Source organism: Ottowia sp. (assembly GCF_035325765.1).
Taxonomy (GTDB): domain Bacteria; phylum Pseudomonadota; class Gammaproteobacteria; order Burkholderiales; family Burkholderiaceae_C; genus Ottowia.
The window spans coordinates 19,466-31,658 of the sequence record NZ_DAOKZG010000016.1; the positions used below are offsets into that span (position 1 = coordinate 19,466).

At 70.7% G+C, this 12,193-nt stretch carries 13 protein-coding genes and 1 tRNA gene; 6 read left to right on the forward strand and 8 right to left on the reverse strand.

The genetic code is table 11. The features are described from left to right. Positions 1-77 precede the first annotated feature (77 nt). From PKA16_RS07510 to hemH, 3 genes are all read right to left on the reverse strand, one after another. A complete protein-coding gene (locus PKA16_RS07510) occupies positions 78-1,223 on the reverse strand; it encodes a hypothetical protein (RefSeq protein WP_324401912.1) in 1,146 nt (381 codons plus the stop codon). Positions 1,224-1,388: 165 nt separating this feature from the next. Then, positions 1,389-2,600, reverse strand: a complete 1,212-nt coding sequence (locus tag PKA16_RS07515; RefSeq protein ID WP_324401914.1) for an RtcB family protein — start codon at positions 2,598-2,600, stop codon at positions 1,389-1,391. 149 nt (positions 2,601-2,749) lie between these two features. Continuing rightward, complete coding sequence (gene hemH / locus PKA16_RS07520; RefSeq protein ID WP_324401916.1) at positions 2,750-3,787, reverse strand: ferrochelatase; 1,038 nt, start codon at positions 3,785-3,787, stop codon at positions 2,750-2,752. Between the two features lie 15 nt (positions 3,788-3,802). On the opposite strand from hemH, the gene PKA16_RS07525 reads away from it, so the two are divergent. From PKA16_RS07525 to PKA16_RS07540, 4 genes are all read left to right on the forward strand, one after another. After that, positions 3,803-4,504 (forward strand): HAD family hydrolase, encoded by a 702-nt coding sequence (locus PKA16_RS07525; RefSeq protein WP_324401918.1) that lies wholly within the window; start codon positions 3,803-3,805, stop codon positions 4,502-4,504. A gap of 101 nt (positions 4,505-4,605) precedes the next feature. Further along, on the forward strand, positions 4,606-4,878 hold the full coding sequence (locus PKA16_RS07530; protein WP_324401919.1) for a hypothetical protein: 273 nt from the start codon (positions 4,606-4,608) through the stop codon (positions 4,876-4,878). Between the two features lie 40 nt (positions 4,879-4,918). Next, positions 4,919-5,728: a hypothetical protein gene (locus PKA16_RS07535; protein WP_324401921.1), complete on the forward strand. Its 810-nt coding sequence runs from the start codon at positions 4,919-4,921 to the stop codon at positions 5,726-5,728. Between the two features lie 124 nt (positions 5,729-5,852). Next, on the forward strand, positions 5,853-6,296 hold the full coding sequence (locus PKA16_RS07540; RefSeq protein WP_324401923.1) for a phage virion morphogenesis protein: 444 nt from the start codon (positions 5,853-5,855) through the stop codon (positions 6,294-6,296). Positions 6,297-6,425: 129 nt separating this feature from the next. Here the strand turns inward: PKA16_RS07540 and PKA16_RS07545 are convergent, their stop codons facing one another. The 5 genes from PKA16_RS07545 to PKA16_RS07565 form a co-directional block, all read right to left on the reverse strand. Further along, on the reverse strand, positions 6,426-7,394 hold the full coding sequence (locus PKA16_RS07545) for a diaminopropionate ammonia-lyase (protein ID WP_324401925.1): 969 nt from the start codon (positions 7,392-7,394) through the stop codon (positions 6,426-6,428). A 103-nt stretch (positions 7,395-7,497) separates the two neighbouring features. Further along, positions 7,498-7,588, reverse strand: a tRNA-Ser gene (locus PKA16_RS07550). Positions 7,589-7,621: 33 nt separating this feature from the next. Continuing rightward, the gene (gene serS / locus PKA16_RS07555; protein WP_324401927.1) at positions 7,622-8,920 is read right to left on the reverse strand and encodes a serine--tRNA ligase; all 1,299 of its coding nucleotides are present in this window, start codon (positions 8,918-8,920) and stop codon (positions 7,622-7,624) included. 64 nt (positions 8,921-8,984) lie between these two features. Continuing rightward, positions 8,985-9,974, reverse strand: coding sequence for a 4-hydroxy-3-methylbut-2-enyl diphosphate reductase (ispH, locus tag PKA16_RS07560; protein ID WP_324401929.1), 990 nt, complete (start codon positions 9,972-9,974; stop codon positions 8,985-8,987). After that, a complete protein-coding gene (locus PKA16_RS07565; protein WP_324401931.1) occupies positions 9,971-10,414 on the reverse strand; it encodes an FKBP-type peptidyl-prolyl cis-trans isomerase in 444 nt (147 codons plus the stop codon). The genes ispH and PKA16_RS07565 overlap by 4 nt, the downstream gene beginning before the upstream one ends. Before the next feature lie 225 nt (positions 10,415-10,639). Here PKA16_RS07565 and radC point away from each other — a divergent pair, with 225 nt between their 5' ends. Both radC and PKA16_RS07575 read left to right on the forward strand, forming a co-directional pair. After that, positions 10,640-11,317, forward strand: a complete 678-nt coding sequence (radC, locus tag PKA16_RS07570) for a DNA repair protein RadC (RefSeq protein WP_324401933.1) — start codon at positions 10,640-10,642, stop codon at positions 11,315-11,317. Then, the gene (locus PKA16_RS07575; RefSeq protein ID WP_324401935.1) at positions 11,314-11,949 is read left to right on the forward strand and encodes a Smr/MutS family protein; all 636 of its coding nucleotides are present in this window, start codon (positions 11,314-11,316) and stop codon (positions 11,947-11,949) included. The genes radC and PKA16_RS07575 overlap by 4 nt, the downstream gene beginning before the upstream one ends. Positions 11,950-12,193 lie beyond the last annotated feature (244 nt).

The window sequence follows — 12,193 nt, forward strand, 5'->3', positions numbered from 1 at the left end:
CGGTTATTACCCCCGGGTCAATGCCCGGTCACGCCCGGCGTGCGCCCACGCGCGCATCCGCGCGGGCCGCCGCGCGTTCAGAACCGGTAGATCGCCGCCAGTCCGGTGTCGGTTGGCATGCGCTCGGTCGGCACCACGATCACCTGGCCACCGCCCGCCAGCACCTGCTGGGCGATGTCGTCCAGCAGGTCGTCCACGTCCGGGCGCCGCAGGGTGTCCGGCTCGATGGCGCCGCTGGCCGGGTCCAGGCGACCCGGCACATGGCGGTCGGCATCGACCAGCAGGGTGGCCACGCGGCCCGCCACGGCGCTGCGCGCCACCTTGGCCACGTCGCTGTCGCCCAGCTCGTGCGCGTAGCCGGCCTGAAAGCTCTCCACCAGGCCCCGCAACCGCGCCAGGTAGCCGGGTTCGATGGCGCGCCAGGCCTGCTCGCGCAGCACCTCGGGCGCGAGTGTGTCGGGATGCACGTGGATCGCGGCCTCGAGCACGAAGGGGTTGCGGCTGAAGGCGCGAAAGCGCGCCAGGTTTTCCGGCAAGCCGGCCAGCAGCAGCGGTCGCCCCGACGGGCGGGAGTATTCCTGCAGGATCGCCTGGTCGACCGCACGGAAGAAGCGCTCCATCGCGCTGTCGACGATGTCGCTGTCCGAGCCGGCACCATGCAGCACGCCGGCCTGCCCGGCCCGCGAGGCCCAGGCGCCGACGTAACGCTGGTGGTCCTGCTCGCCCAGAACGTCCCGGCTGGTGCGCGGAAAGCCCGTCGGCAGCTCGACCTCGTCGAGCTGGTCACGGTTGCCCTCGAACAGGCGGATGCGCTCGCGATCGATGCCCAGCACGTGATAGCGATCGGCCGACTGCAGGATGCGGATCAGCGGCTTGACGTGGAAGCTCTCGGCCACCACGGCCAGCTCGGGCACCGACCGCTGCAGGTGGAAGACGCGGAACAGCTCGGCCGAGCCCAGCACCGCTAGGCCGTCGCGCATCGGCCCGCGCCAGAAGCCCGCATCGTCGGCCAATGCGCGAAACGGCTTGATCCAGGGCGCCACGTCGCGCTGGGCATATTCGCGACGCAACGACGCCTCCAGCTGATCGACCAGATTGCGAAAGCGCAATGCATCCTGCTGGCGCCCTGCCATGGCGCGGTGGGTGGGCTGATAGAGCGACAGGCAGACGGCATCCTGGTGACCCTGCAGCCTGGCGCTGAAATCCTGCAACAGCCGGTTCATCTCGGACTCCTCGTGGGTGGAAGACGAAACACAAGCCAGCCCCGGGCTTCTGTCAGCACCATGCAGCTGGCAGCCAGGCGCGGCAGCAATCCGATGGTGCGCCGCTCCACACGATGCGCGAAAACCGCGCATTAATTTATTTAGTTGGGGACGATTCGCGCCTTCTCAATCCTTGAAGGGATCGACCACGTCAGGCGCCGCCATGACCACGATCAGCGGGCGCAGCGTATGCTGCACCACGATGGTACCGCGCTGGTCGCGCAGCACCTCGTGCAGGCGTCGATAGACGTGCGGGCTCTCGTCCACGTCGCCACCGCGCACGATCACGCCGTGCGCCGCGATCCAGTCGTCCATCATCCAGCGCGTGACAGCGCCACGCCCGCGCGCGCGCCGGCCGCGCGGGGCGCCCCGCGCCGCGGTGCGGCTCATCACGCGTCCGGCGCCGTGCACGGTGCTGAACAGCGCCTGCTGCTGCAGCGCGTGGATCGCGTCGGGGCCGCTGCCCGCGGCCGCCTCGTAGCCGGCCACGATGACGGCGTCGTCGCCCATCGAGCCGCCGATGAAGCCGCGCTGGCCCGGGAAGGCCGGCGTCGCGCCCTTGCGCACCACGATCAGCTCCTGGCCGAAGTGCTGCTCCTTCCAGGCGAAGTTGTGGTGGTTGTGCACCAGGTCGAGCTCGCGCCCACCCAGGATCTGCACCACCTTGCGCGCCACGTACTCACGCCCGGCATAGGCGTAGCGGCCAGCCAGCTCCATCGCCGCCCAGTAACGCTGGCCGAGCGCCGAATCGAGATGGAGCAATACCTCCTGTTCCGGCACGCGCTGGCCCCAGGTCCCGCCCTGGCCGAGCGCCATGAAGCCCGAGGCGATGGCGTGGCCAAGCTGGCGGCTGCCGAAGTGCACGCCCACCCAGACGTGGTCGTCCACCGTGTCGGCGAACACGTCGACGTAGTGGTTGCCGCTGCCCACCGTGCCGAGCTGGGCGCGCGCGATCTCGCGCAACGGCTCGCGCGCAGGGTCGGGCAAGGCCTCCCAGGCCGGGCCTTCGAACAGCGGATGGTCGACCGGGGCGTCGGCCTGCTGATTGGTGCGACCCAGGCCAAAGCTGATGGTGGCGTTGATCTCGTCGGCGATCCGGACCAGTTGCGGGCGCGTGAAGTCGGCCGCCTTCAGGTCGGTGCGGATGGCGCAGTTGCCGCAGGCGATGTCGAAGCCCACGCCGACCACCGACACCTGGTTGCGGTAGGCGGCGACGCCGCCGATCGGCATCACGAAACCGACGTGGCCGTCGGCCATCAGGGCCACGTGCTCGGCGCGGCGGGCCACGTCACGCAGCTGCGCCAGGGTCTGCTCGTCGTGGGTTCCAAAGATGAGCATGCGGCCTCCCGTCGATGTCGATGCTCGCGGCCGGTGCCGCCTGGTTGCTGCCTGTGCCGCCCGATCACGGTCTGCAGCCACGTGCCCGAACAGCATGCCGGATCAGTCTACCCGAGCATGGCGCCCCGGGGCCCAGGCCGGCGTGCAGATCAATCCGCGCCGCGCGTCGGCCAGCCGCACAGGTGCTTCTGCACGATCTCCGCCAGCGCCGCCAGCCAGACCGGACTGTCGTTCAAGGCTGGCACATAGTCGAAGTTCCGGCCGCCGGCCGCCCGGAAGCTTGCCTGCCCCTCGATGGCGATTTCCTCGAGCGTCTCCAGGCAGTCGCTGACGAAGCCCGGGCACATCACGTCGACGCGCGGCGTGCCGGCCTGGCCGAGCTGGCGCAGCGTGGCGTCGGTCGCGGGGCCAACCCAGCGCGCCTTGCCGAAGCGCGACTGGAAGCTGAGCACCCAGTCCGCCTCGCGCAGCGCCAGCCGTTCGGCCAGCAGGCGCGCCGTCTCGCGGCATTGCTCCAGGTAGGGATCGCCGGCGTCGACCATGCGCTGGGGCACGCCATGAAAGCTCATGACGAGCCGGGCCGGACGGCCCTGCGCCATCCAGTGGCGCTGCACGCGCTGCGCCAGCGCGCGGATGTAGCCCGCATCGTCGTGAAAGCTGGCGACGAAGCGCAGCTCGGGTACGCGGCGCACGCGGCGCGCCCAGGCCATGACGGCATCGACCACGCTGCCCGTGGTGCTGCCCGAATACTGTGGATAGAGCGGCAGCACCAGGATGCGCGTGCAGCCACGCGCCTTGAGCGCATCGAGCTGGTCGGCGATCGCGGGCTCGCCGTAACGCATGGCCAGGCGCACGCTGACGTCGTGGCCGCGCTCGCCGAGGTAGCCGCGCAGCAGGCTGGCCTGGCGCAGGCTCCAGACCATCAGCGGCGAGCCCTCGGGCAACCAGATCGACTGGTACTTGGCGGCCGAGCGCGCCGGCCGCGTGCGCAGGATGACCCCATGCAGGATCGGCCACCACAGCGCGCGCGGCAGCTCGACGACGCGCGGATCGCCGAGGAACTCGGCCAGGTAGCGGCGCGTGGCGGCCGCGGTCGGTGCCTCGGGCGTGCCCAGGTTGCACAGCAGCACGCCCGTGCGCCCCCGGGGATCATGGGCCCCTTCGGGCTCGGGTCGAAAAAACGGCATGCGCTATTCTCGGGCATGCTCGATGCCCGCCGCATTCGTGCCATCACCCTGGACCTGGACGACACCCTGTGGCCGGTATGGCCGACCATCCGCCGCGCCGATGCGATCACGCGCGACTGGCTGGCGGCGCACGGCGCCGGCAACACCGCCGTGCGTGCCGCCGATGCGCAGGTGGCCCTGCAGGCGCGCCAGCGCGTGCTGGCCGAGCGGCCGGCCATCGCGCACGACCTGGGTGCGCTCAAGCGCGAGGTGATTCGCCTGCTCCTGCGCGACAGCGGCGACGATCCGGCGCTGGCCGAGCCCGCCTTCGCGATCTTCCACCGTGAGCGCCAGCGCGTCACCCTGTTTGACGATGCGCTCGAGGCGCTGCGATTCCTGGCCGCGCGCTGGCCGCTGGTGGCCCTCTCCAACGGAAATGCCGACGTCGCGCAGACCGGCGTCGGCCCGTTCTTCGCCGGCGCGGTATCGGCCGCGTCGGTCGGCGTGGCCAAGCCCGACGCACGCATCTTCCACGCCGGCGCCGCGGTCGGCGGCGTGGCCCCGCACGAGGTGCTGCACGTGGGGGATGACGCCGAACTGGACGCCGCCGGCGCGCTCGCCGTCGGCATGCAGGTGGCCTGGGTCAACCGCGATGGCGTGGCCTGGCCCGATGGCCGGGCAACACGCCCGCAGGTCGAGGTGCGGGACTTGAAGATGCTGTGCGCCGCCCTCGCGTGAGCGGCGCCCGACGCGGCGACGCGACACGCGGCGGCGGTCGTCCGCCCGGTCCGGTCCGCGCCGCGCGCTGCCTGGCGGACGACGGGCAGCGCGTTCGGCCCGTGGCGCCGGCCAGCACCTCGGCGCTGCCGCGACCGACCAATTCCGCGTACAGCACGGGATCGGTGTCGCGCTCGCTGCCGAAGAACAGCAGGCGGCTGCTCGCCGCGATGCGGAGCGCGGCGCGCAGACCGGCGTCGCGCGCCACACCCAGCGCGGCGGCCAGCCCCGCCACCGCCGACTCGCCTGCGACGATGGGCGAATCGCCCGGCGCCGGACTCGCCAGCAGGCGCATGGCCTCGACGGCGCCGGCGTCCTCGATCACGGCAAAGTGAGCGCGTGCGCCCTGCGCATCGCGCGTGGCACAACCTGGTGTTGCCCGTTGCGCATGAATTCTGGAGCACCCATTGGCCACCCAACGGCTGGCGCTGCCGCTGTCGGGTAATCGCCCTCACGCGCCGCGACTACACGCGCGGTCATGGTCAGTCCCGCCCAAACGCCGAGATCGATGACGGCTTTGGCACCGGTACGGGCCGCAGCGCCCCGATCGTGCGCGAACCGTTCAACACCACCGCACCGGCGGATGTGCGTGTCGAACACGTCAACCGCCGCACCGGCGAAATCACAGCCGTCCCCGTCGGCGTCGACCCCGGCTTCGGCTACAACGCCGGTCAGGCCCGCCAGCGCGTGCTCGAGCAAATCCAGCAGTCCAAGCAGGCGGCCGCCGACCCGCGCCTGGCCGCCGCCGCGCGCCGTGATGGCCTCACGCTCGAATCCGCCGCCGCCACCTTTTACGAGCGCGCGCGCCTCAATCCGCGGGCAAAGCAGCCCTATCTGGCGCTGGCGCCGGCCAGCTCGGACACCGTCGAGCGCGCCCGCCGCATCGGCATCGAGCTGGAAGGCAAGACGGTCGGCCTGGACCACGACGGCGTGCGCCACGTCCTGACCCACAGCATTGCCCGCGAATCGCTGCGTGGTCAGGTGCCGCTATCGCCCAGTGATGTGGCCCTGTTCCCCAAGCTGCTGGCCATGGCCACCTTGGCGCCCGGCGTGCCGCCGTTCGCACCAGACGGCGCGCGCCTGATGACGGGTCGGGTAGTCCTGGAGGGATTCGCCTACGACCTGGTGGTCAAGGTCCGGCGCGCCAGCATCGTGCTTCTGACGATGTACAAGCGCGCGGAATAGGCATGAAAATGCCCGCCTGCCCCATGTGTTCCGCTTGCGCGGCCCTGCGGCTTTACGTCCAAAACGACGGCGAGCACTGCCATTGTGGCCGTGACGCCGCCACCCGTCAAACCCGAATCAGGCCATGCTGACCATCACCGTCGATGACACCGCCTTCCGCCAGCACATCGCCCGGCTGCAGGAGCGCCTGGGCGACCTCACCCCGGTCCTGGCCGGCATCGGCCAAGAGCTCGAAACCCGGATTCACAACCGCTTCGAAATCCGCAGCGACCCGGAAGGTCACCCCTGGGCGCCGTGGTCCGAATTCACCATCGCGACCTACCCCGAAGACGGCAACCATCGGCTTCTCGATCGCTACCGCGACATGCGCGACCATCTCAACTGGGAAGCCGACGCCACCAGCGTGCGTATCGGCTTCGTCGAGCCGTATGCCACGTACCACGAATTCGGCACCAAGAAGATGCCCCGCCGCGGCCTTCTCTTCGCAATCCCCGAGACCGGCCAACTGGCGCCGGACGATGAGCGCGCCGTCCTGGAAATCCTCGAAGACCTCTTGGACCTGGCCTGAAGATCGCCCAAAATTTAGCCCGCCGCCCCTCTTTCCATATTTGCAACGCCTTTGCAGTCCAATCCCGCCCTTGGCCCACAATCCCCCATCAAATCCCCCAAATATCGCACTTTCCCCTCTTCAAATATCTCACCTCCTGTCAGCAAAGGCATCGGCCCCCCGCTGCAGGATGCGCCAGGCCAGCAGAGACACCTCGCCGCAGGCCAGCCCTGCCATCAGCGTATCCAGCGCGCCATGCACCGCCGTGACACGGCCCGCGCGGGCGCTCTGCATCAGGCAGTCGTCGCGTCGCGACTCGACCACCACCAGGCGCGGGCGCGCCGCGCCCAGGTGCTCCCGGAAATAGCCGCACACTGCAGCCGCCAGACCGCCCGCGCCAGCCTGGACGAAGACATGGGTCGGCGCCGCGCCGACCTGCTGCAGTGCCTCCTCCACCATCAGCTGGTAGCCCTGCATGACGTCGCGCGGCACGTCCATGTAGCCTTCGTACGAGGTATCGGAAATCACGTGGCGGCCCAGTGCACGCGCGTCGGCGTCGGCCTGGCGCACGGCGTCGTCGTAGTTGCCGGCGGTGCGCACCACCTGCGCGCCGCAGTGCTCGATGGCCTGGCGCCGCCCCTCGCTCACGGTGGCATGGATGCAGATCACGCAGCGACAGCCAAACAGCTGCGCGCCCCAGGCCACCGAGCGCCCGTGGTTGCCATCCGTGGCACAGCTCACCGTCACCGCCTGCGTCAACGCACGGTGCGTGCCCGCGAGCAGCTCGCGCGTCGTCACGGGACGGCCCAGCTGCGCGCCAAGCAGCCGGCACAGCAGGCGCCCGACGGCATAGGCGCCACCGAGCGCCTTGAAGCTGCCCAGGCCAAAGCGCCCGCCCTCGTCCTTGCAATGCACGCTGGCCACGCCCAGGGCCTGGGCCAGGCCCGGCAACGCGTGCAGCGGGGTCTGCGCGTAGCCGGGCCAACCCCGGATCTCCGCGCTCGCCTCGGCCAGCGCCGGTCGGCTGAGAATGGCGGCGTGCTCGGCGCCATAGTCCCCGGCGCGGTCCAGCGCAGGATTCAGCAACAGGTTGACGGCGATGGGCGCAATGGCAGGCATGTCGGTCCCCGCGGTGCTGCGACAAGCCGCAGCAAAAAGCCCCGCGCGTGCGGGGCTTCGTGGGTTCACCCGTGCCAGCGGGTGCTCGCAAGGCATGGCTTGTTGGCGGAGAGGGTGGGATTCGAACCCACGTTACAGGAGACCTGTAAACCGGATTTCGAGTCCGGCGCATTCGACCACTCTGCCACCTCTCCGCGGGCCTTGGCCAAGCGACGGATTCTAGCAGTTCAGGCCGCGAGGACTTCGAGCCCGCCCAGGTAGGGGCGCAGCGCGGCCGGGATGCGGATCGAGCCGTCGGCCTGCTGGTGGTTCTCGAGTACCGCCACCAGCGCGCGGCCCACGGCAACGCCCGAGCCGTTCAGCGTGTGCACCAGCTCGTTCCTGCCCTGGGCGCTGCGAAACCGCGCCTGCATGCGGCGCGCCTGGAAGGCTTCGCAGTTGCTGACGGAGCTGATCTCGCGATAGGTCCGCTGGGCCGGCACCCAGACTTCCAGGTCGTAGGTCTTGGCGGCGCCAAAGCCCATGTCGCCGGTGCACAGCAGCACCACGCGGTAGGGCAGTTCGAGTTGCTGCAGCACGGCCTCGGCGTGGCCGACCATTTCAAGCAGCGCGGCATCGCTGTGCTCCGGGTGCACGATCTGCACCATCTCGACCTTGTCGAACTGGTGCTGGCGGATCATGCCGCGCGTGTCGCGCCCGGCGCTGCCGGCTTCGGAGCGGAAGCACGGCGTGTGCGCGGTCAGGCGGATCGGCAGCTCGGCCTCGGCGACGACCTCGCCGCGCACCAGGTTGGTGAGAGAGACCTCGGCCGTGGGGATCAGGTACATCGGCTCGCCTTCGCCCTCCTGGCCGCCCTTCTTCGCGGCGAACAGGTCGGCCTCGAACTTGGGCAGCTGGCCGGTGCCGAGCAGCGTGGCGGCGTTGACGATGTAGGGAGTGTAGCATTCAGTATACCCGTGCGCACGGGTGTGCAGGTCCAGCATGAACTGCGCCAGCGCGCGGTGCAGGCGCGCCACCGGCCCGCGCAGGAAGGAAAAGCGTGCGCCCGACAGCTTGGCGCCGGTCTCGAAATCCAGCCCCAGCGGCTCGCCGAGCTCGACGTGGTCGCGCACCGCGAAGTCGAAGGCGCGCGGCGTGCCCCAGCGGCGCACCTCCTGGTTGTCGGATTCGTCGGCACCGACCGGCACGCTCGCGTGCGGCAGGTTGGGCAGCGCCAGGAGCAGGACGTGCAACTCGTGCTGGATGGCGTCCAGCCGTGTCGCCGAGGCGTCCAGCTCGTCCTTGATGCCGGCCACGCGCGCCATCAGCTCGTCGACGGCCTCACCCTTGGCCTTGCGCTGGCCGATCTGCTTGCTGGCGCTGTTGCGCTCGGCCTGCAGGGCCTCGGTGCGCGTCTGGATCGTCTTGCGCTCGGCCTCCAGCGCGGTGAAGGCGGCTTCGTCAAGGTAGGGCTGGGGGTTCTGGCGCGTGGCCAGTCGCGCCAGCACGCCGGGCAGGTCGCGGCGCAGCAATACGGGATCAAGCATAGGGCAATGATTGTAGGGGCGGGGCCGCGCGCCAGGCCGCCGCGCCCCGAGGTGCCGGGGACGTTCAGCGCAGGTGTTCCAGGTTCACCTCGGCCGCGCCGTCGAGCCTCAGGCCCTTGGGCAGCGGGAACTTCATGTGCTCCTCGATGCCCTCGAGCTGGCGCACCGAACCGACACCGTACTCGCGCAGCCGCGCCAGCACCTGGCGCACCAGGATGTCGGGCGCCGAGGCGCCGGCGGTGACGCCGATGCGCGCCTTGCCGCGCAGCCATGCGCGCTGGAGATCATCGGCGCTGTCCACCATGTGGGCCTCGGTGCCGAGCTTCTCGGCCACCTCGCGCAGGCGGTTGGAGTTGCTGCTGGTGGGGCTGCCGACGACGATCACCAGGTCGACCTGGCGCGCCATCAGCTTGACGGCATCCTGGCGGTTCTGCGTGGCGTAGCAGATGTCCTGCTGCTTGGGCTCGCGGATGCTGGGGAAGCGCGCCTTGATCGCCGCCATGATCTCGGCCGCGTCGTCGACACTGAGCGTGGTCTGCGTCACCACCGCCAGTTTCTCGGACTGGGTCGGCTGGATCCGCGCGACGTCCGGCACGTCCTGCACCAGGTAGATGCCGCCCTTGAGCTGGCCCATCGTGCCCTCCACCTCGGGGTGGCCCTGGTGGCCGATCATGATGAATTCGTAGCCCTCGCGATGCAGCTTGGCGACCTCGACGTGCACCTTGCTCACCAGCGGACAGGTGGCGTCGTAGATCTGGAAGCCGCGCGCCGCGGCCTCCTCCTCCACGGCCTTGGGCACGCCGTGCGCGCTGAAGATCAGGATCGAGCCGGGCGGCACCTCGGCCAGGTCCTCGATGAAGATCGCGCCCTTGGACTTGAGGTCGTTCACGACGTAGGTGTTGTGCACGATCTCGTGGCGCACGTAGATCGGCGCGCCGAACTTGACCAGGGCCCGCTCGACGATCTCGATCGCGCGGTCGACGCCGGCACAGAAGCCGCGTGGCGCCGCCAGCACCACTTCGCCCGGGTCGATGATGGTGGGCTGCTCGCTCATAGCACGCCGATCAGTTGCACCTCGAAGGTGACGGGCTGGCCCGCCAGCGGGTGGTTGAAGTCCAGGCGCAGCGCGCCGTCGGCGCGCACCTCGCGCACCACGGCGGCGATCAGGCCCTCGCCGTCGGGCGTGGGCATACGCACCACCTCGCCGACGTGGTATTGCTCGCCCTCCTCGCCCAGGGCGTCGAGCTCGCTGCGCGGCAGCCAGTGGATCAGGTCCGGGTTGCGCTCGCCGAATGCCTCGCCGGCCGGGATCTCGAACACCGAACGCGCGCCCTCGGCCAGGCCCAGCAGGCGCTGCTCCACCGCGGGCGCCAGCTCGCCCGCGCCGATCGACAGCGTGGCCGGCTTGCCACCGAAGGTGTTGATGACGTCGCCTTGCGGGCCCGCGAGGCGATAGTGCAGGGTCAGGAAGGAGCCGGGTTCAACCTGGGACATGGCGGATCACGCGGAAAACCCTGGATTGTAGGAAACGGGCCCGCCCCGCCCGTGCCTGCGGGTACTCTGGGCGCACGCAACGCCGAACAGGGCCCTCGCGCGCCGCGCATCCCGTGGCCCGCTTCGTCGCCAATGCTCGCGATCCCCGGCCATTGCTGCACCTTGCCCCGGCAGGGCGCGCCTCGTCGGAGGATTTGCTGCGCAGTGCCTTAGCATCGGCGCATCATGCCGCTCCAGGACCTGCCGCCCGATGCCCGCCCGCGCGAGAAGTTGCTCGCGCGCGGCCCTGCGGCGCTGGCGGATGCCGAGCTGCTGGCGCTGCTGCTGCGCACCGGCACCGCCGGGCGCGGGGTGCTGCAGATGGCCCAGGAGCTGCTGGATCGTTTCGGCGGGATCTCCGGCCTGCTGCACGCCAGTGCGCTGGACCTGAAGCCCTTCAAGGGGCTGGGCGGCAGCGCCAAGCGCGCCGAACTGCTGGCCGTGCTGGAACTGGCGCGGCGCGCGCTCGCCGAACAGTTGAAGGAGAGGCCTGCACTGGACAGCGCCCAGGCCGTCAAGCACTATCTGCAGCTGCATCTGGCGGGACGCGTGCACGAGGTGTTTGCCGTGATCTTTCTCGACAGCCAGCACCGCCTGCTTGCGCTGGAAGAGCTGTTTCGCGGCACGCTGACGCAGACCAGCGTCTATCCGCGCGAGGTGGTGCTGCGCGCCCTGCACCACCACGCTGCCGCCGTGGTGCTGGCGCACAACCATCCAAGCGGCAGCGTGCAGCCGAGCCGCGCCGACGAGGCGCTGACGCAGTCGCTCAAGGCAGCGCTGGCGCTGGTCGACGTGCGCGTGCTCGACCACGTCATCGTCGCGCCCGGCCAGGCGCTGTCGATGGCGGAACGGGGGCTGGTGTGAGGGCCGGCTCGCTGCAGGACCTTGCACGACTGCGCCGGCAACTGGCCGAGCAGCGCGAACGCGCGGCGCGCGAAGCCGCCGCGCGCGCGGCGGACGAGCGCCAGGCGCGCGCCGACCAGGACCTGTTCGCACGCGCCGTCGGCCCGGTGCGGCCGCTGCGCGGCAGCACGCGCGTGGTGCACGCCCCGCCCGCACCCGAGCCGCTGCCGCGTCAGCGCCAGCAGGACGAGGCGGCGGTGCTGCGCGAATCGCTGTCCGACGCGTTCGATGTCAGCACGCTGCTGCACACCGACGAGCACCTCAGCTTCCGCCGCCCCGGCATCGGCCCCGACGTGCCCGCGCGCCTGCGCCGCGGCCACTGGGCAGTACAGGCGCAGATCGATCTGCACGGCCTGCGCACCGACGAGGCACGCGAGGCGCTTGGCCAGTTCGTGCGCGAGGCGCGCCGCGCCGGATTGCGCTGCGTGCGCGTGGTGCATGGCAAGGGCCTGGGTTCGCCCGGCGGCGTGCCCGTGCTCAAGGGCAAGGTGCACGCCTGGCTGGTGCAGAAGCAGGCAGTGCTGGCCTTCGTGCAGGCCGGGCCGACGGACGGGGGCGCCGGGGCGCTGCTGGTGCTGCTGGCTGGGGCATGAAATGAGCCACTCGCTAGGGCGCTGCGCGCCATCCCCCTGAAGGGGGACACACCCGGTGGCCCGGGAGACCTCGGCCACGGGTGCCCGCCTGGCTCGCTCCGCGGCCATCGGAGCCGTGTCGTCTGGACCTGATTCCCGCAGTGGGATGCGCTCGCCAGCACCCAGCCGATGAGTGCGATCAAAGCGGTCCAGCTCAATGCCCATGCGGCTTTCGAAGAGTCCGCGAACGGTCCGCTGCCGGATC

Bases quoted from the DNA above. Each gene is read 5' to 3' on its own strand.
- PKA16_RS07510 (WP_324401912.1), bottom strand. From the start codon at position 1,223: ATGAACCGGCTGTTGCAGGATTTCAGCGCCAGGCTGCAGGGTCACCAG.
- PKA16_RS07515 (WP_324401914.1), bottom strand. From the start codon at position 2,600: ATGCTCATCTTTGGAACCCACGACGAGCAGACCCTGGCGCAGCTGCGT.
- serS (WP_324401927.1), bottom strand. From the start codon at position 8,920: ATGCTTGATCCCGTATTGCTGCGCCGCGACCTGCCCGGCGTGCTGGCG.
- PKA16_RS07540 (WP_324401923.1), top strand. From the start codon at position 5,853: ATGCTGACCATCACCGTCGATGACACCGCCTTCCGCCAGCACATCGCC.
- PKA16_RS07565 (WP_324401931.1), bottom strand. From the start codon at position 10,414: ATGTCCCAGGTTGAACCCGGCTCCTTCCTGACCCTGCACTATCGCCTC.
- radC (WP_324401933.1), top strand. From the start codon at position 10,640: ATGCCGCTCCAGGACCTGCCGCCCGATGCCCGCCCGCGCGAGAAGTTG.
- PKA16_RS07545 (WP_324401925.1), bottom strand. From the start codon at position 7,394: ATGCCTGCCATTGCGCCCATCGCCGTCAACCTGTTGCTGAATCCTGCG.
- hemH (WP_324401916.1), bottom strand. From the start codon at position 3,787: ATGCCGTTTTTTCGACCCGAGCCCGAAGGGGCCCATGATCCCCGGGGG.
- ispH (WP_324401929.1), bottom strand. From the start codon at position 9,974: ATGAGCGAGCAGCCCACCATCATCGACCCGGGCGAAGTGGTGCTGGCG.
- PKA16_RS07525 (WP_324401918.1), top strand. From the start codon at position 3,803: ATGCTCGATGCCCGCCGCATTCGTGCCATCACCCTGGACCTGGACGAC.